24 protein-coding genes, 1 tRNA gene and 2 pseudogenes are annotated in these 26,230 nt (G+C 69.1%); 12 read left to right on the plus strand and 15 right to left on the minus strand.

The annotated features are described in order from the left end of the window. Position 1: 1 nt before the first annotated feature. From Prum_RS14160 to Prum_RS14175, 4 genes are read left to right on the plus strand one after another with little or no spacing between them, the layout of a single operon-like run. Positions 2-598, plus strand: a complete 597-nt coding sequence (locus Prum_RS14160) for a hypothetical protein (protein ID WP_173077007.1) — start codon at positions 2-4, stop codon at positions 596-598. Beyond that, positions 595-1,641, plus strand: coding sequence for a peptidoglycan-binding protein (locus Prum_RS14165; RefSeq protein ID WP_173077008.1), 1,047 nt, complete (start codon positions 595-597; stop codon positions 1,639-1,641). Before Prum_RS14160 ends, Prum_RS14165 begins: the two co-directional genes overlap by 4 nt. Continuing rightward, positions 1,638-2,297 (plus strand): ABC transporter ATP-binding protein, encoded by a 660-nt coding sequence (locus Prum_RS14170; protein WP_173077009.1) that lies wholly within the window; start codon positions 1,638-1,640, stop codon positions 2,295-2,297. Before Prum_RS14165 ends, Prum_RS14170 begins: the two co-directional genes overlap by 4 nt. Then, complete coding sequence (locus Prum_RS14175) at positions 2,294-3,475, plus strand: ABC transporter permease (RefSeq protein ID WP_173077010.1); 1,182 nt, start codon at positions 2,294-2,296, stop codon at positions 3,473-3,475. The genes Prum_RS14170 and Prum_RS14175 overlap by 4 nt, the downstream gene beginning before the upstream one ends. Here the strand turns inward: Prum_RS14175 and Prum_RS14180 are convergent, their stop codons facing one another. Together Prum_RS14180 and Prum_RS14185 are read right to left on the minus strand one after the other, a co-directional pair. Continuing rightward, positions 3,476-4,711, minus strand: coding sequence for an MFS transporter (locus Prum_RS14180; RefSeq protein WP_173077011.1), 1,236 nt, complete (start codon positions 4,709-4,711; stop codon positions 3,476-3,478). Then, positions 4,680-7,905, minus strand: a pseudogene (locus Prum_RS14185) (efflux RND transporter permease subunit). The gene Prum_RS14180 and the pseudogene Prum_RS14185 overlap by 32 nt, the downstream one beginning before the upstream one ends. Positions 7,906-8,088: 183 nt before the next feature. On the opposite strand from Prum_RS14185, the gene thrC reads away from it, so the two are divergent. Beyond that, the gene (gene thrC, locus Prum_RS14190) at positions 8,089-9,138 is read left to right on the plus strand and encodes a threonine synthase (protein ID WP_173077013.1); all 1,050 of its coding nucleotides are present in this window, start codon (positions 8,089-8,091) and stop codon (positions 9,136-9,138) included. A gap of 66 nt (positions 9,139-9,204) precedes the next feature. On the opposite strand, the gene Prum_RS14195 is transcribed toward thrC, so the two are convergent. The 3 genes from Prum_RS14195 to argS are packed head-to-tail and all read right to left on the minus strand — an operon-like array spanning position 9,205 to position 13,522. After that, positions 9,205-10,491, minus strand: coding sequence for a homoserine dehydrogenase (locus tag Prum_RS14195; protein WP_173077014.1), 1,287 nt, complete (start codon positions 10,489-10,491; stop codon positions 9,205-9,207). Then, complete coding sequence (gene lysA, locus Prum_RS14200; RefSeq protein WP_173077015.1) at positions 10,488-11,873, minus strand: diaminopimelate decarboxylase; 1,386 nt, start codon at positions 11,871-11,873, stop codon at positions 10,488-10,490. The genes Prum_RS14195 and lysA overlap by 4 nt, the downstream gene beginning before the upstream one ends. Positions 11,874-11,875: 2 nt before the next feature. Continuing rightward, the gene (gene argS, locus Prum_RS14205) at positions 11,876-13,522 is read right to left on the minus strand and encodes an arginine--tRNA ligase (RefSeq protein WP_173077016.1); all 1,647 of its coding nucleotides are present in this window, start codon (positions 13,520-13,522) and stop codon (positions 11,876-11,878) included. A 190-nt stretch (positions 13,523-13,712) separates the two neighbouring features. Here argS and Prum_RS14210 point away from each other — a divergent pair, with 190 nt between their 5' ends. The 5 genes and pseudogenes from Prum_RS14210 (at position 13,713) to Prum_RS14225 (ending at position 15,995) form a co-directional block, all read left to right on the plus strand. Continuing rightward, the gene (locus tag Prum_RS14210) at positions 13,713-14,522 is read left to right on the plus strand and encodes a thioredoxin-like domain-containing protein (RefSeq protein WP_173077017.1); all 810 of its coding nucleotides are present in this window, start codon (positions 13,713-13,715) and stop codon (positions 14,520-14,522) included. Between the two features lie 2 nt (positions 14,523-14,524). Further along, the gene (locus tag Prum_RS14215) at positions 14,525-15,181 is read left to right on the plus strand and encodes a DUF305 domain-containing protein (protein WP_173077018.1); all 657 of its coding nucleotides are present in this window, start codon (positions 14,525-14,527) and stop codon (positions 15,179-15,181) included. 51 nt (positions 15,182-15,232) lie between these two features. Continuing rightward, positions 15,233-15,460, plus strand: a pseudogene (locus Prum_RS51470) (winged helix-turn-helix domain-containing protein); the annotation flags it as partial. A 101-nt stretch (positions 15,461-15,561) separates the two neighbouring features. After that, positions 15,562-15,861 (plus strand): hypothetical protein, encoded by a 300-nt coding sequence (locus tag Prum_RS51475; RefSeq protein ID WP_246277886.1) that lies wholly within the window; start codon positions 15,562-15,564, stop codon positions 15,859-15,861. A gap of 62 nt (positions 15,862-15,923) precedes the next feature. Further along, a tRNA-Arg gene (locus Prum_RS14225) sits at positions 15,924-15,995 on the plus strand. A gap of 99 nt (positions 15,996-16,094) precedes the next feature. Here Prum_RS14225 and Prum_RS14230 read toward each other — a convergent pair. Then, on the minus strand, positions 16,095-16,820 hold the full coding sequence (locus tag Prum_RS14230) for a TetR/AcrR family transcriptional regulator (RefSeq protein WP_246277887.1): 726 nt from the start codon (positions 16,818-16,820) through the stop codon (positions 16,095-16,097). A 28-nt stretch (positions 16,821-16,848) separates the two neighbouring features. Between Prum_RS14230 and Prum_RS14235 the strand changes: the two genes are divergently transcribed. Beyond that, the gene (locus tag Prum_RS14235) at positions 16,849-17,973 is read left to right on the plus strand and encodes an FAD-dependent oxidoreductase (RefSeq protein ID WP_173077020.1); all 1,125 of its coding nucleotides are present in this window, start codon (positions 16,849-16,851) and stop codon (positions 17,971-17,973) included. Positions 17,974-17,983: 10 nt separating this feature from the next. On the opposite strand, the gene Prum_RS14240 is transcribed toward Prum_RS14235, so the two are convergent. The 8 genes from Prum_RS14240 to Prum_RS53795 form a co-directional block, all read right to left on the minus strand. Further along, the gene (locus Prum_RS14240; RefSeq protein WP_173077021.1) at positions 17,984-18,739 is read right to left on the minus strand and encodes a hypothetical protein; all 756 of its coding nucleotides are present in this window, start codon (positions 18,737-18,739) and stop codon (positions 17,984-17,986) included. Positions 18,740-18,833: 94 nt separating this feature from the next. Next, positions 18,834-19,733 carry an ADP-dependent glucokinase/phosphofructokinase gene (locus Prum_RS14245; protein WP_173077022.1) on the minus strand — a complete coding sequence of 300 codons (900 nt, stop codon included), beginning with the start codon at positions 19,731-19,733 and terminating at the stop codon, positions 18,834-18,836. Then, entirely contained in the window at positions 19,730-19,954 is a 225-nt protein-coding gene (locus Prum_RS14250; protein ID WP_173077023.1) for a hypothetical protein, read from the minus strand. The genes Prum_RS14245 and Prum_RS14250 overlap by 4 nt, the downstream gene beginning before the upstream one ends. Before the next feature lie 69 nt (positions 19,955-20,023). After that, positions 20,024-20,884 carry a ketose-bisphosphate aldolase gene (locus Prum_RS14255; protein WP_173077024.1) on the minus strand — a complete coding sequence of 287 codons (861 nt, stop codon included), beginning with the start codon at positions 20,882-20,884 and terminating at the stop codon, positions 20,024-20,026. A 31-nt stretch (positions 20,885-20,915) separates the two neighbouring features. Continuing rightward, a complete protein-coding gene (locus tag Prum_RS14260) occupies positions 20,916-21,758 on the minus strand; it encodes a carbohydrate ABC transporter permease (RefSeq protein WP_173077025.1) in 843 nt (280 codons plus the stop codon). A 6-nt stretch (positions 21,759-21,764) separates the two neighbouring features. Continuing rightward, entirely contained in the window at positions 21,765-22,727 is a 963-nt protein-coding gene (locus Prum_RS14265) for a carbohydrate ABC transporter permease (RefSeq protein ID WP_173077026.1), read from the minus strand. 60 nt (positions 22,728-22,787) lie between these two features. Further along, positions 22,788-23,438 carry an extracellular solute-binding protein gene (locus tag Prum_RS53790; RefSeq protein ID WP_218577242.1) on the minus strand — a complete coding sequence of 217 codons (651 nt, stop codon included), beginning with the start codon at positions 23,436-23,438 and terminating at the stop codon, positions 22,788-22,790. Continuing rightward, on the minus strand, positions 23,408-24,088 hold the full coding sequence (locus Prum_RS53795; protein WP_218577243.1) for an ABC transporter substrate-binding protein: 681 nt from the start codon (positions 24,086-24,088) through the stop codon (positions 23,408-23,410). Before Prum_RS53795 ends, Prum_RS53790 begins: the two co-directional genes overlap by 31 nt. Positions 24,089-24,386: 298 nt before the next feature. On the opposite strand from Prum_RS53795, the gene Prum_RS14275 reads away from it, so the two are divergent. After that, complete coding sequence (locus Prum_RS14275) at positions 24,387-25,205, plus strand: DeoR/GlpR family DNA-binding transcription regulator (RefSeq protein WP_246277888.1); 819 nt, start codon at positions 24,387-24,389, stop codon at positions 25,203-25,205. Here Prum_RS14275 and Prum_RS14280 read toward each other — a convergent pair. Further along, positions 25,202-26,224: a hypothetical protein gene (locus Prum_RS14280; RefSeq protein WP_173077028.1), complete on the minus strand. Its 1,023-nt coding sequence runs from the start codon at positions 26,222-26,224 to the stop codon at positions 25,202-25,204. The two genes, Prum_RS14275 and Prum_RS14280, sit on opposite strands and share 4 nt — an antisense overlap. Between the last annotated feature and the right edge of the window lie 6 nt (positions 26,225-26,230).

The raw sequence follows: 26,230 nt of genomic DNA on the forward strand, positions 1-26,230 counted from the left end.
AATGACCCGCACACGCGCCGCCATAGTGGCGGCGGGGATCACGCTGTCCTTTTTGCTGGCCGGCTGCGGCGGCGACGAGGCACCGGCGGTGGCCACGGCCGCTACCGGCGGTCCCACCGCGTCCGCCTCGCCCGGAAACGGCAGCGGCAGCGTCGCCGAGTACGTCGAGGCGCAGCGCAAGTGGGTGGCGTGCATGCGCGAGCAGGGCTTCGACTTTCCGGACCCGGACGCCAAGGGCCAGATCCACTTCAGCGACGACGACAACCGGAAGAACAAGGCCAACCCCCAGAACATCGCGGCGCAGGAAGCGTGCGAGCAGTTCCAGATGGAGGTCCCCGCCGCGCTGGAGCCGGAGGAGGAGCCGGCCACGCCGGAGCAGATCGCCAACCGGCGCGAGTACGCGAAGTGCATGCGCGAGAACGGCCAGCCGGACTACCCCGACCCCGACGCCAACGGCAATTTCCCGCAGAACTGGGGCAGCGGCGAGGCGAGCCCGCAGGAGCAGGCGGTAACCATCCGGGCCATGCAGATCTGTGACCCGGTCCTACAAGGGCGTCCCGAGGGGACCCCCAACCCCAACGCGACGTACCAGGGATGAGAGGCAAGGTGCTGGCGGCGGTCCTCGGGGCCGCCGCCCTCGCGGTGGCCGGCGCGGCGACGCTCGGCCTCGGCGGCCGGGGTACGCAGGAGCCGGCGACGGACCGTACGGGGCCGGCGACGACGGTCACGGTGACCCGGCAGACGCTGGTGGAGTCCGCCTCGCTGGCCGGTGAGCTGAGCTACGGCACGGCCATTCCGCTCGCCTCGACCGCCGCCGGCACGGTGACCTGGCTGCCCGAGCCGGGCGCGACGGTGCGCCGCGGCGAGGCCCTGCTGCGCGCCGACGAGCTGCCGGTGGTGCTCCTGTACGGTGCGCTGCCGATGTACCGACCGCTGGCCGAGAACGTCACCGGTTCGGACGTGATCCAGTTCGAGCAGAACCTGTCCGCGCTCGGCTATGAAGGCTTCAATGTGGACGATGTCTTCACGGCGTCCACCACCGCCGCCGTCAAGCGCTGGCAAAAGGAGCTGGGCCGGCCGGAGACCGGCACCGTCGACAAGGACCAGGTCGTCTACTCCCCCGGCGCGGTACGCGTCGCGGAGCGGCTGGTCCGGGTAGGCGCCAGCGCGACCGGCGACGTCGTGTCGTACACCGGCAGCACCCGGGTCGTCATCGTGCCCACGGGTGCCGGCGAGGCGGCCTGGGCCGCCAAGGGCACGCCGTTGACCGTGACGCTGCCGGACGGAAAGACCGTGGCCGGCAAGGTGGGCGCCGTGGCCAACGAAACGGCGGCACCGGCGGCCGAGGGACAAGGCCAACCCACCATCAACGTCACCGTGTCCATCGCCGACCAGAAGGCGCTCGGCAAGCTGGAACGCGGCCCGGTCACCGTGAAATACACCGCCCGCCAGCGCAAGGACGTGCTCACCGTGCCGGTCGCCGCGCTGCTGGCGCTCGCCGAGGGCGGGTACGGCCTGGAGGTCGTCTCCGGCGGCACGTCCCGGATCGTGGCGGTGGAGGCGGGCCTGTTCGCCGATGGCCGTGTCGAGGTGAGCGGCGACGGCCTCGCCGAGGGCATGACCGTGGGGGTCCCGGAGTGAGCGGGGTCATCGAGCTGAGCCGGGTGTCGAAGAGCTATCCGGGCGGCGTGCACGCGCTGCGCGAGGTCGACCTGAGCATCGGGTACGGCGAGCTGGCCGGCATCGTGGGCCCGTCCGGCTCGGGCAAGTCCACGATGCTGCATCTGGCCGGCACGCTCGACCGCCCGTCGTCCGGCACCGTCCACATTGATGGGTACGACGTGGCGGCGCTCTCCGACCGGGAGGTGTCCGCGCTGCGGGCGCGCCGGATCGGGTTCGTCTTCCAGCAGTTCCACCTGGCGTCCGGCGTGCCGGCCCTGGATAACGTCGCCGACGGCCTGCTGTACGCCGGCGTACCGCGCCGGAAGCGACGCCAGCAGGCGGCCGTGGCGCTGGAACGGGTCGGCCTCGGCCACCGGCTGCGCCACCGTCCACATGAGATGTCGGGCGGCGAGCGCCAGCGGGTCGCCATCGCCCGCGCGGTGGTCGGCGAACCCGCGTTGCTGCTCGCCGACGAGCCCACCGGCAACCTCGACTCGGCATCCGGCGCCGGCGTGATGGCCCTGCTGCGGGACCTGCACGCGGCCGGCACCACGGTCGTCGTCATCACCCACGACCGGCAGATCGCCGCTTCGCTCCCCCGCCAGGTCGAGATGCGCGACGGGAGGGTCGTGTGAAGGCCGCCCGGCTCGGCCCGGCCGACCTGCTCCGGCTGGGGGCCGCGGGCCTGCATTCCCGGCCGCTGCGGGTCATCCTCTCCGCGCTGGGCATCGCGATCGGCATCGCCGCGATGCTCGCCGTGGTCGGCATCTCCACGTCCAGCCGGGCCGAACTGGAACGCACGCTGGAGCGCCTCGGCACCAACCTGCTCACCGTCGCGCCGGGCGAGACCGCGAGCGGGCAGGACGCGAAGCTGCCCGCGGAGTCGGTCGCGATGGTCGGCCGGATCGCGCCGGTCGAGGCGGTCAGCGCGACGGCAGAGCTCGCCGCGTCGGTGTACCGCAACGACCACATCCCGCGCGGGCAGACCGGCAGCGTCGCCGTGCTGGCCGCCGAGCCGGGGTTGCTCGGCACCGTCGGCGGCGCCGTCCACAGCGGAGCGTGGCTGAACAACGCCACGGCGACGTACCCGGGGGTGGTGCTCGGCGCGACCGCCGCGCGCCGGCTCGACGTACCCGGGGTGGGCATGCGGGTGTGGCTGGGCGACGAGTGGTACTCCGTAGTCGGGATATTGGATCCAGTACCTTTGGCGCCGGAGCTGGACTCCGCGGCCCTCGTGGGATGGGCCTCCGCCACGTCCTATCTGGGCTTCGACGGGCACCCGACCACCGTCTACGTGCGGGTGCTGGAGAGCCAGGTGACGGCCGTACGGGACGTGCTCGGGCGTACCGCCAACCCGGGTGCGCCCAACGAGGTCCGCGTCTCCCGCCCCTCCGACGCGCTCGCCGCCAAGCAGGCCACCGACACCACGCTGCGCGGCCTGCTCCTCGGGCTGGGCGCGGTGGCCCTCCTCGTCGGCGGGGTCGGCGTCGCCAACACCATGGTCATCTCGGTGCTGGAACGGCGTGGCGAGATCGGCCTACGCCGCTCCCTCGGCGCCACCCGGGGGCAGATCCGCGGGCAGTTCCTGGCCGAGGCGCTGCTGCTGTCCGCGCTGGGCGGTGCCGGCGGTACCGTGCTGGGCAGCGGCGTCACCAGCGCGTACGCCGCCTTCCAGGGCTGGCCCACGGTCGTACCCCCACTGGCGATGGCCGCCGGCCTCGGCGTGACGCTGGCGGTGGGCGTGGTGGCCGGCCTGTACCCCGCGATACGCGCCGCCCGACTCTCCCCGACGGAGGCCCTGTCGGCCAGTTGATCAGGGACGCTCCTCGACGGCGGGCACGGGAGCACGGCGCAGACCGCGGGTGGCCAGCGCCCAGCCGACGGCGTAGACCAGGGTTATCGCGCCGCAGCCCACGAGCAGGATCCGCTCGTCGACGTGGTCCACCAGAGTCGCCACGACGAGCTGGCTGACCGAGATCGTGAGGGTCGCCAGCATGAGGTCGGCGGCGAAGACGCGGCCGCGCAACCGGTCGGGCACCTCGCCCTGGAGCGCGAAGTTGGACAGGATCCAGTTGGTGCCGCCGGCGAAGTGCGCGGCGAAGACGAGCGCCAGCACCAGCGGAAACCACGGTGCGACGGCCACGCCCATATAGGCCAGCCCGTACGCGGACATGGACAGCGCCAGGCCGGGCAGCAGCCAGGAGCGGTGGTTCAGCACGCGGCGCATCGTGAGCGGCCCGACCAGCGCCCCCGCGCCCCGTACGCCGAAGAGCAGCCCGGCACCCACCGCGCCCACCCCGAAGCGCCCCGCGAGCAAGGGAAAGACGGTGAGCACGCCGTTGCCCAGGCCGACCGCGGACTTGACCGTGACCAGCGCGAGCACGCGCGGCCGGTGCCCGATGTAGGCCAGCGACTCGCGGATCGCCGTCCAGGTCCGCGGCGCCGCCTCGGTGTGCTCCCGCGGGGCCTGCAGCGGGCGGCGGATCCGCCACTCCAGGCCCGCCGCCACCGCCAGCCCCACCGCGGCCACCCAGAAGCAGGTGTACGGGCTGAAGGCGGAGCTCAGCACGCCGCCGAGCGAGGCGCCGACCACCGCCATCGTGCCCCACGCCGAGCCGGAGGCCGCGTTGGCGGCGGGCAGGTCCACGGCGTCCACCACGTTGGGTAGCGCCGCCGTCGCGGCCGGCGAGTAGAACGACTTGGCCACGGCCAGCGCCCCGATCGCGCCCAACGCGATCCAGCCGGCGCCGGCACCCCGTACCCCTTGCAGGAGCAGCACCGCGAGCAGCGCGCCGATGTTGGCCCCGACCAGGATCTTCTTGCGGTCGATCCGGTCCGCGACCGTACCGGTGAGCGGGAGCAGCAGCGCGATCAGGCCGGTGTCGACGGCGAGCACCAGCCCGCCCCAGAGGCCGCTGCCGGTCAGCTCGGGGAGCAGGACCAGCAGCGGCACCATCACGAACCAGTCCGAGCCGAACACCACCAGCTCGGCCACGAAGAGGTTGCGGAAGTCCCGGTTATGAGTAAGGACCGAGAGGGGAGACGCCACGTACGCGTACGTTACCTTGATCGCTAGGAAGAGGGCTTCTTGATCTTTGGTAGGCGGAGCACCTCGAACTGATCGGTGCCCTCGATCAACGCCGCCGACGGCCTCGACGGCGGCGGGGCGACGAGCGTCCCGTTGCCGTTCGGGACGCGCTGCGCCGACGCCGCGGTCGCCGGCATGGTGCGGCGGCCGTAGACCAGCATGTAGAGCGCCGGCACCAGCACGAGCGTCAACAGCGTGGAGCTGATCAGGCCGCCGATGACCACGATCGCGAGCGGCTGCGAGATGAACCCGCCCTCGCCGGTCAGCCCGAGCGCCATCGGCAGCAACGCGAAGATCGTCGCGATCGCCGTCATGAGGATCGGCCGCAGGCGACGCCGGCCACCCTCGACCACCGCCTCCTGCACCGGCATGCCCTGCGCGCGGTACTGGTTGATCAGGTCCAGCAGCACGATCGCGTTGGTGACCACGATCCCGACCAGCATCAGGATGCCGATCAGTGCCGGTACGCCCATCGGCGTGCCCGTGATCAGCAGCAGGCTGATCGCCCCCGTCGCGGCGAACGGGATCGACACCAGCAGGATCGCCGGCTGCACGATGCTCCGGAAGGCCGCCACCATGATCAGGAAGACGATCGCGATCGCGGCGAGCACCGCCAGCCCGAGGTCGGCGAACGCCTCTCGCTGGTCCGCGCTGACGCCACCGATCTCGTAAGTCGCGCCGTCCGGCATGTCGAGCGCCGCCAGCTTCGCGGTCAGCGCCTCGGTCGCCGCGCCCACGTCCGACCCGGTCGCGGTGCCGGTGACCGTGGCGCTGCGCGCGCCGTCGATCCGGGTCACCTCTGCCGGGCCAGCCACCTCGGTCACGTCCGCGATGTCGTCGAGCTTGATCGCGCCGATCCGGAACGCCCTTAGCTCGTCCACCGTGGCCGGTGCACCGCTGGAGCGCAGGAGCACGTCGTGCTCGGCTCCGTCGAGGGCGACCTGGCCCATCGGCTGGCCGCGGAACGCCTGCCCCACGAGCTGGCCGACCCCGGCGTCGGACAGCCGGTACTTGGCCGCCGCCGCCCGGTCCACCACGACGTCGATCCGCGGCACGTCCGTGGCCAGGCTGCTGCTGACCTGGTCGACGTCCGGCGTGCCGCTCATGGCCTGCTGCACCTGGTTGGTGGCCTGGGCGAGCGCGGCCGGGTCGCTGGCTTGCACCACGACCGCCAGCTCGTCGGACGTCGAGCCGGCGCCCACGGTGAGCTGACCGATGCCGCTGAAGCCGTCCAGCTTCCGCCGCAGCGTGTCCTGCACCGCGCCGGCGTCCACGCCGTCCTTGACGGTGACCGAGAAGCTGGCGGTGGTTACCCCGCCACCCTCCCACGGCGCCCGGCCGCCCCCGGCCGTCACCTGATACGACTCGACCTCGCCGGTGTCGCCCAGCAGCCCCTCGACCGCGCGCGCCGCCTGGTCGGTGGCCGCCAGGCTGGTGCCGGCCGGCATCTCCTGGGTGATCGTGAAGGTGTCCTGGCCGGAGTCGTCGAGGAAGTTCGTGTCCAGCGCCCGGGACAGCCCGAACGTGCCGAAAAGCACCACCAGCCCGATGCCCACGGTGGCCCACCGCCGGCGCATGGCGAACCCGATCACCGGCAGGTAGGCGAGCTGCAGGAAGCTGGTCCGCTCCCGCTCGTCGGCCGCCTGCCGCAGGGACGCCTCGTCGCCCGCGCTGGTCGCCGACGACAGGAACCAGTACGCCAGCACCGGGATCACGGTCAGCGAGACGAGCAGCGACGCGAGCAGCGCCACCGTCACCGTGATCGCGAACGGCGCGAAGAGCTGCCCCACGAACCCGCCGACCAGCGCGATCGGGGCGAACACCGCCACCGTGGTCAGCGTCGACGCGGTCACCGCGCCGGCCACCTCCCGTACACCGTCGAGGATCGCCCGGCGCTTGTCACCGCCGTACCCCAGATGTCTTTTGATGTTTTCCAAAACGACGATGGAATCGTCGACCACCCGGCCCACGGCGATGGTGAGTGCGCCGAGTGTGAGCAGGTTGAGCGAGTAGTCGCCGACCCACAGCGCGATCAGCGCCACCAGAACCGACAGCGGGATCGACACCGCGGTGACCAATGTGGAGCGCACCGAAAGCAGGAAGACCAGGATCACCAGCACGGCCATCAGCAGGCCCAGCAGGCCCTCGGTGGTCAGGCTGTCGATGGACTTTTCCACGAACGGCCCCTGGTCGAAGACCACGGTCAGGTCCGCGCCCGACTTCTTGCCGAGGTCGGCCAGCCTGTCGCGGATCTCGCGGGAAATCTCCACCGCGTTGCCGTCCGGCGCAGCGGTGACCGCGATGCCGAGGCTGTCGCTGCCGTTCGTGCGGGTGAATCCGGTCGGCGCGGCCAACTCTTCATCCACTGTGGCCACCGCGCCGAGCTTGACCGGCGCGACACCCGGCGTGGTCGACGTCAACCACAGCTCGCGAATGTCCTCGATGGACCCGATCGGCGTACCCACCTGGATGGTGCGGGTCCGGCCGTCAGCGGTCAACCCGCCGGCGGGGAGCGCGACGCCGTTCGCCTCCAGGGCCGTGGCGATGGCGCGCGTGTCCATCCGTGCGGCCGCGAGCTTCGCCGGGTCCGGCGAAATCACCACGACCTGATCGCGGGTCCCGGTCACCTCGACAGTGCGGACTCCGTCGATCGCTTCAAGCTCGGGTACGACGGTACGGGTCAACTGGTCGGCGAGATCCGTCTCCTCACCACCGTCGGTGCTGGCGGCGGCCAGGACGACGGCGGGCAGGTCATCGGTGCTGCCGGCGAAGACCTGCGGCTCCACGCCGGTGGGCAGCTGCGCCTCGACCCGGTTGAGCGACGTCTGCAACCGGTTGACGGCCGCGTCCAGGTCGGTGCCGAACTCGAACTCGACCTGCAGCGTCGCGGAGCCCTCCCGGGACGTGGAGGTCACCGTGGACAGACCCGGGATGCCCTGGATGCCGTTCTCGATCGGCTCGGTGACGCGCTGCTCGACGATCTCCGGTGCCGCGCCGGCGTACGGCACGACGACGAATGCCGCCGGAAACTCCAGCGACGGAAGGAGTTGCTGCTTCAAAGAGGGGATGGCGAACGCCCCGAACACGGTGACGATCACCGCGGCGAGTGCGACCAGACCGCGGTTGGCAAGGCTGAGTCTGGCGAACAAAGACATGTTCGAGCTCACTCCTGGGGGTGGGTGCGCGGGAGGATGCGGCGACTCACGATAGCGGTCCCCGGCTCGCCACGGGCTAGGACGTCCGTCCCGGTAGTTGGGTATGACCGGGTGGGGATCACACCTAACCGGGAGAGTGGGGCATCCTGGACGTGACTATCGCGGGTAAGACGGGAGAGCGCCATGTGGCGGGGCCTTATCGAGCAGTACCGGGAGCGGTTGCCGGTCACGCAAGCCACCCCGGTGATCACCTTGCACGAGGGCAACACGCCGCTCGTACCGGCTCCGGTGCTGTCGTCCCGGCTGGGCTGCGACGTCTACCTGAAGGTGGAGGGGGCCAACCCGACCGGCTCGTTCAAGGACCGCGGCATGACGGTGGCCGTGTCCAAGGCGGCCGAGACGGGTGCCAAGGCGATCATCTGCGCCTCCACGGGCAACACGTCCGCGTCCGCGGCGGCGTACGCGGCCCGCGCCGGGCTCACCTGCGCGGTGCTGGTGCCCCAGGGCAAGATCGCGCTCGGCAAGCTCGCCCAGGCGCTCGTGCACGGCGCCCGGCTCCTGCAGGTCAGCGGCAACTTCGACGACTGCCTCGCGCTCGCCTCCAAGCTCTCGCTCGACTACCCGGTCGCGCTGGTCAACTCGGTCAACATCGACCGCATCCACGGCCAGAAGACCGCCTCGTTCGAGATCGTCGAGGCGCTCGGCGACGCCCCCGACATCCACTGCCTGCCGGTCGGCAACGCCGGCAACATCACCGCGTACTGGCTGGGCTACCAGGAGGACTTCGCCGCCGGCAACGCCACCCGCAAGCCCAAGATGTACGGCTTCCAGGCGTCCGGCGCCGCCCCGATCGTCAACGGCGAGGCGGTCCGCGAGCCGTCCACGATCGCCACCGCCATCCGGATCGGCAACCCGGCGAGCTGGACCAAGGCGATCGACGCCCGCGACGCGTCCGGCGGACTGATCGCCGCCGTGACCGACCGGCAGATCCTCGCCGCGTACCGGCTGCTGGCCCGCGAGGTGGGCGTCTTCGTCGAGCTGGCGAGCGCGGCGAGCGTGGCCGGCCTGCTCCAGGAGGCCGAGGCCGGGCGGGTGCCGCGCGGCTCCACGATCGTCTGCACGGTTACCGGGCATGGGCTTAAAGACCCTGAGTGGGCTATCTCCACCGCCCCGTCGCCCACCACCATCCAGCTCGACGTGCTAGCCGCCGCCCGCGCGCTAGACCTCGCCTAAGTGCAAGGAAGGGCCCCTTGTTATCGCTTTTTGCATAACAAGGGGCCCTTCCTTGCACTTGTAGCGCTAAACGGCACCCTCCACGCGGAGCACGCTCGCGATCGCGCGGACCACGTCGAGCGCTTGCAGCTCGCGCACCGTCGCCGCGAGCGCCGCGTCCGGGGCGCCGTGCGTGACGATCACCAGCACCGCCTCGTCGCCGCGCCCGGACTGGCGCACCGTCGCGATCGACACGTCGTGCTTGGCGAAGACGCCCGCCACCGCGGCCAGTACGCCGGCGCGGTCGGCCACGTCGAGGCTGATGTGGTAGCGGGTGACCGCCTCGCCCATGGGCCGGATCGGCAGGTCGGCGTACGCGGACTCGCTCGCGGCGCGTACCCCGGCTAGGCGGTTGCGCCCGACGGCGACGATGTCGCCGAGGACGGCGCTGGCGGTGGGTGCGCCGCCCGCGCCCCGGCCGTAGAACATGAGCTGCCCCGCGGCCTCGGCCTCGACGAAGACCGCGTTGAACGCGTCGCCCACGCTGGCCAGCGGGTGCGACCGCGGGATCATGGCCGGGTGCACCCGCACGCTCACCGAGCCGGCGATCTGGGAGGCGATGCACAGCAGCTTGATCGTGCAGCCCATCTCCTTGGCGCTCGCCACGTCGGCGGCGGTGACCTCGGTGATGCCCTCGCGGTAGACGTCGGCGGCGCTCACCCGGCTGTGGAACGCCAGCGACGCGAGGATCGCCGCCTTGGCCGCCGCGTCGAAGCCCTCGACGTCGGCGGTGGGGTCGGCCTCGGCGTACCCGAGCGCGGTGGCCTCCTCCAGCGCCTCGGTGAACCCGGCGCCGGTCGCGTCCATGGCCGACAGGATGAAGTTGGTGGTGCCGTTGACGATGCCCGTGACCCGTGTGATCCGGTCTCCGTGCAGCGACTCGCGCAGCGGGCGCAGCAGCGGGATCGCGCCGGCGACCGACGCCTCGTAGTAGAGGTCGGCGCCGCCCTCGGTGGCCGCGTCGTGCAGCGTGCCGCCGTCCTCGGCGAGCAGCGCCTTGTTGGCGGTCACCACGCTCTTGCCGCGCTTGAGCGCCTCGACCAGCCACGTACGCGCCGGCTCGATGCCGCCGACCACCTCGACCACCACGTCGACGTCGTCGCGCTTGACCAGGCCGAGCGCGTCGGTCGTGAAGAGCGCGGGGTCGACGGGCAGGTCGCCGCGGTCGCGCCCGGACCGCCGTACGGCGATGCCGGCCAACTCCACCGGTGCGCCGATCCGGGCGGTGAGGTCGCTGGCCTGCTCGTGCAGCAGGCGCACTACCTCGGAGCCCACTGTGCCGCAGCCGAGCAGCGCCAGGCGAAGAGACTTCATCCCACATCCAATGCCAAGAGGTCGTCCTCGGTTTCCCGCCGGACGATCACCCGCGCCCGTCCGTCACGGACCGCGACCACCGGTGGTCGAGGCACGTGGTTGTAGTTGCTCGCCATGCTCCGGCAGTACGCGCCCGTGCCGGGCACGGCAAGAAGATCTCCGGGCTGCACGTCGGCGGGCAGGAATTCATCCTTCACGACCACGTCCCCAGACTCGCAATGTTTTCCCACCACCCGGGCGAGAATCGGTGGCGCGGACGAGGCGCGGGAGGCCACCGTGGCGGAGTACGACGCGTCGTAGAGCGCGGTCCGGATGTTGTCGCTCATGCCGCCGTCGACGCTCACGTACGTCCGGATGCCGTCGACGTCCTTGACCGTGCCCACCTCGTACAGGGTGAAGACGGCCGGCCCGACGATCGCCCGGCCCGGCTCGATGGACAGCCGGGGCACCTCCAGCCGCTGCGTCTCGCACTCGTCAGAAACGATCTTGTCGATCCGCTTGGCCAGGTCGGACGGCGCCGACGGGTCGTCCTGCGTCGTGTACGCGATGCCGAAGCCGCCGCCGAGGTCCAGCTCGGGCAGCTCGACCCCGCGCGCGTCGCGGATCTGCGCCTGGAGCCCCAGTACGCGCCGCGCCGACACCTCGAAGCCGCTCGTGTCGAAGATCTGCGAACCGATGTGCGAGTGCAGCCCGCGCAGATCCAGCACGTCCTCGTCGATGATCTTCAGGGCGGCGTCCAGGGCCGCCCCGCCCGCCAGCGAGAACCCGAACTTCTGGTCCTCGTGCGCGGTCGCGATGAACTCGTGGGTGTGCGCCTCGACGCCGACCGTCACCCTTATGAGGACTTTTTGAGAAACCCCCAGGGAGCGCACGATCGCGGACAGCCGGTCGATCTCCTGGAACGAGTCGACGATGATCCGCCCCACCCCGGCCTCGACCGCCCGGGTCAGCTCGTCGACGGACTTGTTGTTGCCGTGGAAGCCGATCCGCTCCGCCGGCATCCCCGCCGACAGCGCCACCCGCAGCTCGCCGCCGGAGCACACATCGAGGTGCAGCCCCTCCTCGGCGATGATCCGCACGACCGCCTTGGACAGGAACGCCTTGCCCGCGTAGTACACGTCGCATCCGGCGAAGGCGGACAGGAAGTCGCGGCACCGGGCGCGCATGTCGCCCTCGTCGAGCACGTACGCCGGCGTACCAAACTCTGCCGCCACGGCGGTGACGCTGAGGTCGCCGACGGCGAGCGCGCCGTCGGCGGCTCGCGCGACGCCCTCCGGCCACAGGTGCGGCACGAGCGCGTTGACGTCTTCGGGGGTACGCAGCCAGCCCGGCCCCCGGCTACCCAGTTCGCCGTGCAGCGCGCCCGCTTCATGAGCACGCACGCCTACATCCTCTCCGGCGCCGAGACGCCCAGCAGATCCAACCCGTTAGCGATCACGGTACGGGTGGCGTCGTTCAGCCACAGCCGGGCCCGGTGCAGATCGCCGACCGGCTCGTCCCCCATCGGCAGGATCCGGCAGTTGTCATAGAAGCGGTGGTACGAGCCGGCCAGCTCCTCCAGGTAGCGGGCCACCCGGTGCGGCTCCCGCAGCTCGGCCGCCGCGCTCACCACGGCCGGGAACTCGCCGAGCGCCTTGAGCAGGTCGTTTTCCTTCTCGTAGCTCAGCAGCTCGGGCCGGAACGCCTCGGCGTCGCCCCGGGTCAGCCCCACGTCGGCCGCGTTCCGGGCGACGCTGGCGGTACGCGCGGCGACGTACTGGACGTAGTAGACCGGGTTGTCGCGCGTGGTCCGGGTCCACAGCTCCACGTCGATGTCGATCGGCGAGTCGCTGGAGTAGCGGGCCAGCGCGTACCGGGCGGCGTCCACGCCGATCGCGTCGACCAGGTCTTCGAGGGTCACCACCGTGCCGGCCCGCTTGCTCATCCGCAGCGGCTCACCATCCCGCAGCAGGCTCACGAACTGCCCGATCAGGATCTCCAGGTGGCTGTTGGGGTCGTCGCCGAAGCAGGCCACCATCGCCCGCATCCGCCCGATGTAGCCGTGGTGGTCGGCGCCCAACATGATCACTACCCGGTCGAAGCCCCGCTCGCGCTTGTCCAGGTAGTACGCGCAGTCGGCGGCGAAGTAGGTCCACTCGCCGTCCGACTTCTTGATCACGCGGTCCTTGTCGTCGCCGAAGTCGGTCGTACGCAGCCAGGTGGCCCCGTCCGCCTCGAAGACGTGGCCCTGCTCACGCAGCCGGGTGAGGGCGAGGTCGAGCTCGCCGCGGTCGTGCAGGTCCTTCTCGTTGAAGTACAGGTCGAAGTGCACCCCGAACGCCACCAGCGACGCCTTGATCTCGGCGAACATCAGCTCGACGCCCTCGACCCGGAACGTCTCCTCGTCGTCCGCGTCGGGCTGCTTCTTCTTGATCGCCTCGGCGATCTCGTGGATGTACGCGCCGCCGTACCCGTCCTCGGGCACCGGCTCGCCCCGCGCGGCGGCCAGCAGCGACCGCGCGAACCGGTCGATCTGCGAGCCGGCGTCGTTGAAGTAGTACTCCGTGCCGACCTCGGCGCCGGACACGCGCAGCAGCCGGCTCAGCGCGTCGCCCACCGCGGCCCACCGCACGCCGCCGATGTGCACCGGGCCGGTCGGGTTGGCCGACACGAACTCCAGATTGATCTTCTGGCCGGCGAGCCGGTCGCTGTGGCCGTACTCCCGACCGGACTGCACCACGACGCGCGCCAGCTGTCCGGCGGCGGCCGCGTCGAGGCGGATGTTGAGGAATCCGGGCCCGGCGATCTCCACCGATTTGACGCCCGGCGTCCGGCTCAGCTCCTCGGCCAGGCCGGAGGCCAGGTCACGCGGCTGGACGCCCACCTTCTTGGCCAGCTGAAGCGCGATCGTCGATGCGTAGTCGCCATGCTCGGGGTTGCGCGGTCGCTCCACCGTCGTCGATGCTGGCAGCACGGCAGGATCGAGTCCACGCTGCGCAAAGAGCGCGTGGGCGGCGGCGAGTACGGCCTCGGCAAGCTTGGCGGGAGTCACCGAGTCATGTTACCGGGGGTAGAGTGGTGGACTCGGCGGCGACCCTGCTCGATCGACTGTGCCCACGGTCGATCCGCCACCCCCGTGACCGACCGACCAGACGAGGCACCATGAGCGAGCGAAGCGAGCGAATAATTAGGCACAGCGCACCTGGAGCCTCATGGCCGCCCGCAGCGAAGCGAGGACGGCCATGAGCGTCAGTACCCCAGCCGGCGACCAGCGCCGTCCGTCCGTGGTCAGCACTGGTAAGAAGGCTGCCCCCGCCGCGAAGAAGGCGACTTCGTCGCCGGCGAAGAAGCCGTCCGGCACCGGTCCGAAGAAGGCCGGCGCCTCGTCGGGTGGCAAGGGCCCGCGCAAGCCAATCGCGCCGATCAAGGTCAGCCAGGGCCGCAGCTGGGGCCCGATCGCCCTGATGGTCGCGGTGGGCGTCCTCGCCGCCAGCATCATCGGGTACGGCGCGTATGCCGCGTTCCAGGGCTCCCGCTCCTGGGAGGACCGGGCGAACAGCATCAGTGGCATCGTGAACTACCGCGAGAAGGACCCGAAGCTCACCGAGCCCGCGCAGCACCAGCAGGGCAAGATCCAGTACACGGTCAGCCCGCCGGTCGCCGGCCCGCACAACCAGGACTGGCAAAACTGCATGGGCGACGTCTACGACGCCCAGATCGCCAACGAGCACGCGGTGCACAGCCTGGAGCACGGTGCGGTGTGGATCACGTACCAGCCGAACCTGCCCGCGGCCCAGGTGGAGGAGCTCGCCGCCAAGGTGCGCGGCCAGGAGAAGATGCTCATGAGCCCGTACGAGGGGCTGGACAAGCCGATCTCGTTGCAGGCGTGGGGCTACCAGCTCAAGGTCGACAACGCCAACGACGGCCGGATCGACGAGTTCATCAAGGCGCTGCGCGTCAACGCCTCGGTCGAGGGCCCGACCATCTCGTGCGCCCAGGGCATCACCGCCACCGGCACCGAGCCGCGCAACCTCACCCAGCAGGGCTCCTGAGCATGGTCACGACCGAGACGCCGCCGGAGGCAACCGCCTCCCCCGACGGCCCGACCCGGGCCGTCGGGCGGCGTTTCGGCACCGTCGCCCTAGCCCTCGCCATCGCGGTCGGCCTCCTCCTCGGGTACGCCGCCGGCTGGCTCACGCCCACCCTCACGCGCCCCGGTGACTCCTCGCCCGAGGCCGGCTTCGCCCGCGACATGACGACCCACCACGCGCAGGCCGTACAGATGGCCATGCTCGAATGGCGCCTGGGCAGCGACCGCGAAGCCACCCAGATCGCCGCCGACATCGCCACCGGACAGCAGGGCGAGATCGGCGTCATGCAGACCTGGCTCAAGAATTGGGGCCTCGACCCGACCGGCTCCGAACCGGTGATGGCCTGGATGCCCGACGGTGCGGAGTCGGTGAAGGACGGGCTCATGCCGGGCATGGCCACCACCGCCGAGCTGCGGCAGCTGGAGGCTTCGACCGGCCGCGCCGCCGACATCCTCTTCCTCACCCTGATGATCAAGCACCACCTCGGCGGCATCCACATGGTCGACGCGATCCTCAAGCTGTCCGACAACTCGGACGTCACCGAGGCCGCCCAGCGCATGAAGAACCTCCAGCAGAGCGAGGTCGGCAACATGCGAGCCGCACTCGATCGCTTACAGTAGTTTTCTGCTCACATAGCGCTACCTGTCCGGATCGACGATCGTTGTCCGGTCATGGGGGCTGTTCTTGACGTACGCCGGCAGACCGCCAACTGGTGCCGGCGCTATTCAATCGGCGGCGACGGCGCGGTCGTCCCCCGCCGGCCACACGGGGCACTGCGACTGGTCGAGACGCTGCGCGACCGCTTCCCCGACGACCTCGACCTGGACGACCGCCTGTGGAGCCGCCGCACCGTGGCCGCATTGGTCGAGCGCTCGTACGGCATCCCGCTGAGCGCCGCGGCCGCCACCCGCTACCTACGCGCCTGGGGCATCACCCCCGCGAACCCATCGACCGAGCCTGCGCCCTCTGCGCCGAAGCCGTCGTCCGCTGGCAAGCAACGGTGTACCCCTCGATCGCCCGGACCGCGCAGTCCGAGCCCTACTGGGCCGGCCGCACCCGCCTGCACGGCGTCACGCCCGCCACCGACGTGGTCTCGGCGGTCTCGACGCGCGGCTGGGTCCGCTTCATGCTCACCACCGAGGCAGGCTTGCCGCCGGAGTTCCTCACCCGGCTGGTGCCCCCGTCCGGCCGGACAGTGCACGTCGTGGTGGACGCCTCCTGGGCCACCGTCGACTGGCCGCGGCGCGTACCGGACGGGGTGGTGCTGCACCCGCTGCCAAGCTGTGAGCGGGGACGGTGAGTGGGGGACGGTGTCGGTTCGGCCCTGGGCGGGGGTTCCTGCTACTCTTCGTTGGTCGCTGAGCCCCCGTAGCTCAGGGGATAGAGCACCGCCCTCCGGAGGCGGGGGCGCAGGTTCGAATCCTGCCGGGGGCACACCGAACAAGGGCACGGTCGTCTGAATCACCACGCCAGTTGGTGATCGAGGCGACCGTTTCGCTTTTCTGTATCGGCCGCTGGCCGCAGAGCAGTCGGTCACGTGCGGGGTCGGCTGGTGATGCCGTCCAAGACGGTGGTCAGGTTGTGGTTGAAGGTCTCCTCGGCGTTGAGGTGGGCGCCGTCGATGACGAGCCGGGCGACGGTGGGGTACCTGCCGGTTTTCAACATTCGTGTGAGGTAGGGGCCGAGGCTTGCCTGCCAGGCGGCCTCATCGGTGCCGGTGGAACGGGCGGTGCGTCGCTCGGTGACCTCTCTGCGGATCGCTCCGATGATGAAGGCGTTGAGGGCGCCCAAGGCCCGCTGGAGATCGTCGATGCCGCGCACGGCAGGGGCCTGGCTCAACGCCGCCGCGGTCGCTTCGCCCACGGCGAGCGCGTGCGGTCCCAAGTGTGGCCTTCCGCCGAGCAGGTCGGAGAACCACTCATGCTCAAGGGCGGCGTCGCGGGTCGCGTGGGCGATGGCCAGTACCGTGGCGCGCCACGCGGTGTGCTGGCCGACCTCGGCGATCCGGGCATAGACGACGTCGACCATCAGATCGAGCAGTTCGGATCTGTTGATCACGTAGTCGTAGAGCCGCATCGGACCGACGCCGAGCTCTTTGGCGATCTTGCGGACCGACAGGCTGTCGAGGCCGTGCGCGTCGGCGAGCCGGATCGCCGTGGCGGCGATCTTCGCGCGGCTCAACGGCACCGGCGCCGCCCGCGGCTGAGGTTCGGGCCGTTCCCAAACGGGCAATGCCGCACTACCGTACGGTGTATCCACAAGTACAGTGTACGGTAACGAGGTGAGAATGCGAATCGCGATCGCTGGTGGCGGTCTTGGCGGGCTGACGCTGGCACGGATCCTGCACCGGCACGGCATCGATGCGGTGGTGTACGAGCGCGAGGAAAGCCGATCCGCGCGGCCGCAGGGCGGCATGCTCGACCTGCACCCGGAGTCCGGCCAGCAGGCCCTGGCCGAAGCGGGTCTCGCCGGCCAGTTCCGGTCGCAGGCGCGGCCCGAGGGCGAGGAACATCGCATCCTCGACCCGGCCGGACGGACCCTGGTACACCATGTGCCGCAACCCGGCTCATTCTCCGGACGTCCCGAAATAGACCGGACCGCACTGCGTGATCTTCTGCTCGATTCCCTCCCCGGCGACACGGTTGTCTGGCGGCACCGGCTCGTCGCGGCGACCCCGCGACCCGACGAGGGCTGGGAACTGACGTTCGACGGCGGCCACCGCACCGGCTGCGACATCCTCATCGGCGCGGACGGCGCGCGCTCGGCCGTCCGGTCGCTGTTGACCGACGTCCAACTGTCCTATGTGGCCACCCTTGTGGAGCTGAACATCAGCGACGTCGACCGGCGCCATCCCGATCTCGCCGACCTGGTCGGCCCCGGAAACCTGTGGTGCGTCGGCGTGAACCAGATCCTGGCAGCGCAACGCCTCGGCGACGGCCGCCTACGTGTCGGGATCTCGCTGCGCGCAGACGACCGCCCCATCGACACATACCGCAGTAAGCGCGCTCTGCTGGACATGTTCGGTGGCTGGGACCCACGCCTCACCGCACTCATCGAGGCCGGCGACGGCGCGCCGGCACCACGCCTGATCGAGGCGATGCCCACCGGTACGCGCTGGGCCAGCCGGCCGGGCATCACCCTCATCGGCGACGCCGCGCACCTCATGCCGCCGGTCGGCGAGGGCGCCAACCAGGCCATGCTCGACGCCGCCGAACTCGCCAGCCAACTCGCCGCCAACCCCGCCGACCCGGACTCGGCAATCCGGACGTACGAGGGGGCGATGTTCACCAGGGCTCACCTGATCGCCGAAATGTCCGAACGAGTCCAGGCGATGATGCTGTCCCCAACCGCGGCGGAAGACATCGTCCGCTTCTTCACGGCCCGGCCCGCCGAACCGGCACCCGCGGACTGAGAACGGACGCTCACGGTGCAGGCTCATCGGTGGACGGTTCGCCGTCCTTGCGCTTGCGACGCCGCATCCTCACGCCGAGTGCGCTCAACAAGCCTCCGACTGCGATCACCAGACCGGTCGCGGCTACGACGGCGCCTTCTGCGACTTGAAACATAGCGGCGAGCCGCGACAGCGTTTCCTGCGGCCGTTCCGTCCAGGGCACAGCCACGTCGACCTTGGTCTCGAACTCCGCAATGCTCGCCTCGGCTGGATCCGCCCTGCTGACGGTCCCGGTGAGATCGTCTCTGATCTTCACCACCGGCCGTACCTGAAGCACGATCGTTTGGGTACCGCCCATCTTCGGTGTGAGCTGCCATGACCAGCGGGCGGTGTCCATGGTGAGCAGTGACCGATCCACCCAGTCGGCCTGGTCGACCTCGAACTCGTATGGCGAGACCCTGAGCCGCGCCTCGACATGGCATGACACGAGAAACCCTGGCTCCGCAGTAGCGCCCGCACGACGCAGAACCTGCTCAGGTGGTGTGGCCTCGTCAAGCGTGACGGCCGCGGCAACAACAGCCGGGTCGCCGCGTTTCATGCTCGCTTGTGCCTCATAGACCACCCGAGCGCGCTGGAGTGTGCTGTCCAGCCTTTCACACCGACGTTGGTAGTCAGCAAGATCAGCTAGAGGAGGATTCGGGCGGTCCGCGTCCGGCAGACCGCAGGCCGCGAGCAGCAACGTCGCGAAGAGAGAACCCATGGCTCCCCAGCGATGGCAGGCGCCCACGGAGTCATGCTAAGCCGCAACGGACGGCATCGTCTGTCGGATCTTGGCCTGCGCACAAGCATAGAAAGCAAGCCCACCGGCAATGTATGCGAGATCAATCCACCAAGGAAACAGCCGCGAGAAACCCACCGACGAACGCGTCGCCGAGCCCGATGGTCGTCGGGTCGGCGACGTCGAGGCGGAACCCCGGCACGCACCGAACCACCCCGCCTATCCGGCCCTCCAAGGCGGCCGCGAACTCCACCGCCTCCGTACGCCGCGGCCGCATCCGCATGCCCTCGTAATCCTCATCGGTGTACGCGTCGCCGTGCACGTACCGGGTGCTAGCGACCACGATCCCCCCGTCCAGCGGCCCCTGGTACGCGCCGGCCCCTTCCCCGACCGCTGCCGCCCAGTACTTGGTGTGCACCACCAGCGCCGGTACGGGAATGAGGGCCCGCAACGACTCCAGCGCCTGCGCCACCTCCGCCACGGAGAGCAGGTCGACGGCGTAGCCCAGGTACGACTGCATCTCGTCTTCGTTGAGCCCGTAGACGGTGATGGTCTCAAGGAGTGCGTCGCGGACACGTCGACTGAGTCCCGGCTCGTGGAAGCCGGCGTCCTCGTAGTACACGACCGCATCAGCCGGCAGTTGTCGCATGTGGCTTCTCAATGTGGACAGACGCTGGTCAAGTAGCTGGCGATCCCGGATCGCGTTGAATCCGGAGATCAGGAAGACCCGCGCGGTACGCAGCAACCCGCCAAGAGAGGGACTCAGCAGCATGGACCCGTTCGCCGGGTCGTTCACGTAGATGAGCCGGTTGGGAAACGGCGCACGGATGTCGATGTCGCCGGCCCGGATGCGCAGGTCCTGGTCGTACTGGACGATCAGGTGCGGGTAGAGCGTGTCCTGGTCGTCGCTGCAGATGTAGTCGCAGTCCGCCGGCAGCAGCCGGCGGACGACGTCGTTGATGCTCACCAGGTGCAGAGTGGACGGTACGCCGAGCCGGCTCATCTCCTTCGCCGCCCGCACGGAGGTGCCCCCAGGGTGGTACGCGTGGAAAAGCGCGAAGCGAACGCGCCCAGGCAGGCGGAGGAGGCGACGAAGTGCTCGCCACCTCCGCCCTTCTTGAGGTACGCGAGGATCGAGATGACCAACTCGCGCTCTTTGGTGACCGTGGTCGATGACGTCAGCTCGGCGTCGCGGATCTGGTACTCGCCGACGAGTTGCTCCATGATCGGCGCAGACAGCTTGAGCTCATAGTCGACGCCTCCCCGAGGCCCAGGACGACGTGGCTGGTCATGTCAGTACAGATCGGCCTTTCCGGTCGCCTCGAAGAGGTCGATCTTATGCGCGGCCACCACCTTCATGGCGTCGATGCACGGCGGCTGGATGTTGAGCGGTTCACGCAGGCCGGTGTCGGCCAGGACTTCGCGCATCTTCAGGTGGTAGGCGACCTTGATGTCGCTCGAGATGTTGATCTTGTTGATGCCGAGCCGGACCGCCTGCGCGATCTCGTCGTCCGGGTTGCCCGAGCCGCCGTGCAGCACGAGGGGGATCTGGACCCGGTCCTTGATCTCCTTGAGCAGGTCGAGCTTGAGCTCGGGCTTCAGGGTCTTCGGGTACAGGCCGTGGTAGGTGCCGATGGCCACGGCGAGGCTGTCCACGCCCGTCTCCTTGATGAAGGTCACGGCGTCCACCGGGTCGGTGTAGATGATGGCGTCGGCGCCGGCCTCGCCCTCGCTGTCGGCCTTGCCGATCGTCCCCAACTCCGCCTCGACCGACAGGCCGACCGCGTGCGCGGTCTCGGTGACCTTCCGGGAGATCGCGACGTTGTCCGCGAAGGACTGCAACGACGCGTCGATCATCACCGAGGTAAAGCCGATCTTGATCGCGGTCAGCATCTCCTCGTACGTCGCGCCGTGGTCCCAGTGGATCGCGATCGGCACGGACGAGCGGTGGGCCCGCAGCGTCATCGCGGCGATCACGTCGTGCCCGATGTGCTTTACCTCGTCGGGATGGATACCGATGAACAGCGGCGCGTTCTTCTCCTCGCTGATGTCCACGATGCCGTTGAACATGGCGTAGTCGCTAATGTTGAAGGCGGGCACGGCGAAGTTTTTCTCATTCGCTACGTCCAGGATCGCCTTGCCGGTCGTCAGCATTGCTGCTTTCTCCTTCTAGGTAGGTTACCGCTCATGCCTTGACGGCGCCGGAAGTGAGGCCGCCAATGAATCGCCGCTGGAAGAGGAGGAACAATACGAGCACCGGGATCGATCCCAGGATGCTCATGGCCATCATCTGGTTCCACTCGTAGGAGTGCTGACCCATCAGGAGCTGGATACCGATGGGCACGGTTCGCATGTCGTCGGTACGGGTGAGCGTCAGCGCGAACAGGTATTCGTTCCACGAGATCATGAACGTGTAGACGCCGACAGCGACCATCCCCGGAACCGAGATGGGCACCAGGACCCGCCAGAGCGCCGTCCAACTAGAGGCCCCGTCCACCTTGACGGATTCGTCCAGTTCCTTGGGCAGCGTGTTGAAGTACGCGGTCATCATGATGATCGCGTACGGCAAGGTGAACACCATGTGCGTGAGGATCAGCCCGGGATAGGTGTTGTACAGACCGAGCGCCACGACAAGGCCGAAATAGGGAATGACGAGCGTGATCGGCGGCACCGCTTGGACGCTGACGATCACGGCGTTGATGGACTTCTTCAGCGGAAACTCGTAGCGACTGAATCCGTAGGCCGCGAGGATCGCCACGAACAGCGTCAGCGCCGTGACCGAGAGCGCGACGATGTAGCTGTTGAGGAAGAACCTGAGCTGGGCACCATCGCTGAGGATGGCGGTGTACGCGTCGAACGAGAAGTTCTTGGTGAACAGCTTCGGCGGTACCGCGAAGACCTCTCCGTTGGTCTTGAACGACGTCGACAGCATCCACACGACCGGCAGGCCGGCGAAGGCCGCGCCGAGGCACAGGCCGGTGAACACGGCGATCTTCGCGCCGAGGCGCCGTCTCTTGCGGGTGAGCACGCGCGATCACCTCTCCCTTTGCAGGCGTACGTAGAAGAAGGCCAGGATCATCGTGAGGAGCAAAACTATGACGGCACTCGCGGACGCGGTGGCGAACTCGTAACTGCTGAAGGCTTGCTTGTAGGTGTACGTGCTGAGCATCTCCGTGACGTTCAGCGGACCGCCACCCGTCGTCATCCAGATGAGGGCGAACTGCTGCGAGGTCCAGATGAGGTCGAGCACGGCCATGCTGATCAGCACCGGCCGCAATTGCGGCAACGTCACATTCCAGAACTGCCGGAACGGGCTGGCACCGTCCACGGAGGCCGCCTCGTACAGATCGCCCGAGATCCCCTGCAATCCGGCGAGGATACTGATCATGAAGAAGGGGAATCCGGCCCATATGTTGATGAATGTCAACGCCCAGAGCGCCGTTCCCGGGTCGGAGAGCCAGTTCACTCCCTCTTGCATCCCGCCGGCCGTGGTCAGGAGGTAGTTGACCACCCCGGCCGGGTCCAGCATGAGTCGCCAGATGACCGCGATCACCGCGACCGTGAAGAGCCACGGCAGGATGTAGATGATGCGGAAGATGGTCTTCGTCACGCCGCTCAGCAACGAGGTGTTGAGCATCATCGCGAAGCCCAGCCCGAGGACGAGGTGAGCGACGGTGCTCGCGGTGATGAAGACGAACGTGTTCTTCAGCGCCGCGAGAAAGTCCGGATCGGTGAGCACCTTCGTGTAGTTGGCGAGACCCACGGAGACTGGGTTCTGCTGCACGATGACGTTGTCTTTGAACGAATAGCTCACCACCATCGCGATGGGTATGAGCATCAGCACGGAGACCAATATCAGCGTCGGCGAGATATAGCCGAACGGGGCGGCGCTCTTCGCCAAGAAACGCCGCGCCCTACCCCACAGGGTGGCGCGGGCTTCCGATGCCACCGCCGCGACTCGCGGAAGGGCCGCGTGATCCAGTTTCGCTGGTTCCATCGACGTCTCCTTGTTTCGGGGCCGCGCCGCAGCGCCGGCGCGGCCCCGATGTGTGGAAGGTCAGAGCACCGATGCCCAGGACTCTTGCGACTTGGTGAGCGTCTCGTCGACGCTCTGCTTGCCGGTGAGCGTCAGCTGGAGCTGCTCATCGAAGCTGCGCATGAGGTCCTCGGACTTCGGCAGACCCACGAACTCGTTGGCCGGATACCCTGCCTGGTAGATGTCGAAGGCCGTCTTGAACAGCGGGTCGCTCTTGCTGAAGTCCGGCTCGGCGGTCTTGTTGCCCGGGAAGCCGTTCGCCAGCGTGCTCAGCTCCGCGTTCTTCTCCTTGCTCATCAGGAACTCGACCAGCTTGAACGCCTCGGCCTTGTGCTTGGAGGAGTCGGCGACGCCGATGCCCCATGAGGCGTACGGGATGCCACGCTTGCCGGTGTAGCCGTCCTCTGCCGGGATCGGCGTCACCGTGAACTTCAGGTCCGGGTTGTTCTTCTTGATCAGCGTGATGTGCGCCAAGGAGTCGATCACCATGCCCACCTGGCCGGTGGTGAACTTCTCGACCTTGTCCTGTTCCTTCATGGTGAGCGCGCCGGGCGCGATGACGCCGGCGTCGTTCAGGCTCTTGACGTACTCGGTGGCGCTCTTGACCGACTGGCCGGTCAGATCGGGCTTCCCGTCCTTGGTCAGCATGCTGCCCCCGACGCCCACACCCACGACATCACGTCGTTCTGGACGCCGTTGGGCACGGCGGTGTCGAGCGGAAGGGCCCAGCCCTTGACGTTGCCCCCGAGCGCGCTGACCTTCTTGGCCGCGTCCAGGAACTCCGTACGGGTGCTCGGCGGTGTCGTGATCCCGGCCTTGGCGAGCAGGTCGTTGTTCACGAACAGCGGGTACACAAAGTTCACCACGGGGATCATGTAGGTCTTCCCCTGGATCTGAATCTGGCTCGCGAGCTGGCTCGAGTCGTACTTCGCGTCCGCCATGAGCGCGGTCAGGTCAGCGATCGCCCCCTGCTTGGCGAAGTCGCTCACCCATGCGCCGTCGAGGCCCACGACGTCGGGCAGCGTCTTCGACGCCGCTCCGGACACCAACTGCTGCTTGGTGGACGCGTACGGCCCACTCAACAACTTGACCTTGATATTCGGGTTCTGTGCCGTGAACTCCGTCATGAGCTTGTCAAAAGATCCCGCCGGGAGCTCCGGCGCCCACCACTGCGCAAACTCCAGCGTGACGGTCCCATCCCCGCTTGATTCCTCGTCGGAACCACCACACCCCACCGCGGTGGTACCGACCATCGCCGCCACCGCCACAACCCCGAGTAGCTGCCGCAGTCGGCCGCGCACCCCGGTGCCGCCTCCGATCATTGCGAACTCCTTCAATGTAAAGGTGTTACCGCTCTTTGCAGGTTTGCGCCACGTTAACAGCACGTTACAGCGCCCACAAGACCCAGTACCGCAAAATCTGGCTAGGGACTGCATAGTTCGGCAGAACAAACCGGAAACTAAGGTCGAATGCGGCAGTCGGAGCCCATCTAGGCGCCCATTTGGCGCCCGATGCCGCACGAAACAGGCCGTACGATGCTGTAGCCTGCCGTTCTAAGCTTTCTCCAAGCCCTCGCCGCGCATGATCGTGGGCCCTACTACCGCAGAGATAGGAAGATCGGTGGCTCTGGACAAAGAAGACCGGCAGCGTCGCCTACCCGCGGGACGCAAAGCCCAGTTGGCGACATACGTCGCGGAGACCGGAGAGGTCACGGTCAGCGCGCTCGCCGAGCGCTTCGGAGTCTCCATCGACACCATCCGGCGGGATCTGGACCAGCTCAGCGCCGACGGCGTCCTGGTCCGCACCTACGGCGGGGCGGTCAGCCAATCGACCTTCTCCCGGGTGGACCGCACCGTGGACGTGCGGCTCAACATGGAGAAGCGGGAGAAGGAGAAGATCGCGACACTCGCCGCGTCATTGGTGGAGAACGGCTCGGTCATCATGATCAATGGCGGGACGACCACCCTCGCCGTCGCCAAGAGCCTGCGCGGCCATCGCGACCTCACCGTGGCGACGAACAGCCTGCTCGTCCCCGGGGCGCTGTCCCCCTCGGCCGTCCGCGACGTGTACGTCTTCGGCGGCGCGGTCCGCACCCTCACGCTAGCCACCGCGGGCCCCGTCAGCTTCCGGGCGGCCAGCGGGAGCGAACTGGACATCAGCTGCGACCTGGCGTTGATCGGGGTCGGCGCCGTTTCCGCGGCCGCCGGGTACACGACGAGCAACCTCGCCGAGGCGGCGATGATGCGGGAGATGATCTCTCGGGCGGCGCGCGTGGCGATCCTGGCCGACTCGTCCAAGTTCGGCCGCCGGCTCTTCGCCCAGGTGTGCGAGCTGGGCGGCGCCGACTACCTCGTCACCGACTCCACCCCGCCGGCCGACCTCCTGGAGGCCCTGCGGGACAACGAGGTGGAGTTGGTGACACCGGAGACCGCCGGCTAAAGGGTGCCGAGGTCCGTCATCGTGCCGCCGGACCAGAGGAACGCGTGGTCCTCGCCGGACGCGATGGAGGAGGTCCCGACGACCTCGGAACGGTCGTTGGTCCCGTACCCCTCGCTGTACGCGCCGCCCAGGTGGCCGAGGTCCTGCGCGGCGCCGTCGGAGTTCCACAGCACGGCCCGGGAGCCCACGCTGCTGTAGCTCCAGCCGGCCGACTCGCCGCTCGCGTTGATGTCGTAGACCCGGCTGTCGGTGCCACCGGGCAGCAGGGCGAGGTCGAACCGCTCGTAGTAGCCCGTGGGATCACCCGGGTAGTAGCCCTTCCAGAGCCGCGCTCGGGTGTCGAAGCCGGATGCCATGGCGTTGGCGACGATCTCGGCCCGGACGTTGATGGCGCCGAACCGGTCCGTGGCGTAGATGTTCGTGCCACCGATCTGGCTCCTTACGCCACCGGCGTAGACGAACAGGTAGATGGACTGCCGGCCGAAGATCTCGCCGCGGTCGTTGATGCTGTAGGCGGCACCCTCCATGTCGGCGTTGCCGATCGTCGACGGATCCACATCGGTCACCGATCCGCCCGACCACAGCACCGGCCGCGCCGAGCTGCCGACGATGCAGTACCCCACAACCTGGCCCAGGATGTTGACGTCGTTGGCGTAGCAGTTGTTGGCGCCGGACAGCACGTCGAGCTCGGTCATGCCGGCCGCCTCGGTCCAGCGGAAGGCCCGCCACACGCCGGTGGCGGTCTGGCTGGACCCGACGACCTCGCCGCGGTCGTTGATGGCGGTCGCCTTGCTCTCCGCCCCGCCCAGCGTGCCGAGGTCGCTGACGCCGCCGCGCCGCCAGACGGCCGCGTGTACGGCTCCGGAATCCACTGTGGACCAGCCGGCCGCCTCGGTGAGGTTGTTCACCGCGAGCGCCGCGCTGCGCTTCACCACCGTCGCGGAGGCCGTTTCGGGCGCCACGACAAGAGCTCCCGCGACGATGACGACGGGCAGCATTAGTGAAGAAAGTTTTCTCATTGTCCC

Source organism: Phytohabitans rumicis, assembly GCF_011764445.1.
Classification (GTDB): Bacteria; Actinomycetota; Actinomycetes; order Mycobacteriales; family Micromonosporaceae; genus Phytohabitans; species Phytohabitans rumicis.

What these genes read in the sequence shown, in the direction of transcription:
- Prum_RS14255 (WP_173077024.1), bottom strand. Translation starts at nt 20,884, where the DNA reads ATGCTGACGACCGGCAAGGCGATCCTGGACGTAGCGAATGAGAAAAAC.
- Prum_RS14235 (WP_173077020.1), top strand. Translation starts at nt 16,849, where the DNA reads ATGCGAATCGCGATCGCTGGTGGCGGTCTTGGCGGGCTGACGCTGGCA.
- Prum_RS14210 (WP_173077017.1), top strand. Translation starts at nt 13,713, where the DNA reads ATGAGCGTCAGTACCCCAGCCGGCGACCAGCGCCGTCCGTCCGTGGTC.
- Prum_RS14265 (WP_173077026.1), bottom strand. Translation starts at nt 22,727, where the DNA reads ATGGAACCAGCGAAACTGGATCACGCGGCCCTTCCGCGAGTCGCGGCG.
- Prum_RS14245 (WP_173077022.1), bottom strand. Translation starts at nt 19,733, where the DNA reads ATGAGCCGGCTCGGCGTACCGTCCACTCTGCACCTGGTGAGCATCAAC.
- Prum_RS14195 (WP_173077014.1), bottom strand. Translation starts at nt 10,491, where the DNA reads ATGAAGTCTCTTCGCCTGGCGCTGCTCGGCTGCGGCACAGTGGGCTCC.
- Prum_RS14250 (WP_173077023.1), bottom strand. Translation starts at nt 19,954, where the DNA reads ATGGAGCAACTCGTCGGCGAGTACCAGATCCGCGACGCCGAGCTGACG.
- Prum_RS14280 (WP_173077028.1), bottom strand. Translation starts at nt 26,224, where the DNA reads ATGAGAAAACTTTCTTCACTAATGCTGCCCGTCGTCATCGTCGCGGGA.
- Prum_RS14165 (WP_173077008.1), top strand. Translation starts at nt 595, where the DNA reads ATGAGAGGCAAGGTGCTGGCGGCGGTCCTCGGGGCCGCCGCCCTCGCG.
- Prum_RS53795 (WP_218577243.1), bottom strand. Translation starts at nt 24,088, where the DNA reads ATGATCGGAGGCGGCACCGGGGTGCGCGGCCGACTGCGGCAGCTACTC.
- thrC (WP_173077013.1), top strand. Translation starts at nt 8,089, where the DNA reads ATGTGGCGGGGCCTTATCGAGCAGTACCGGGAGCGGTTGCCGGTCACG.
- Prum_RS14215 (WP_173077018.1), top strand. Translation starts at nt 14,525, where the DNA reads ATGGTCACGACCGAGACGCCGCCGGAGGCAACCGCCTCCCCCGACGGC.
- Prum_RS14160 (WP_173077007.1), top strand. Translation starts at nt 2, where the DNA reads ATGACCCGCACACGCGCCGCCATAGTGGCGGCGGGGATCACGCTGTCC.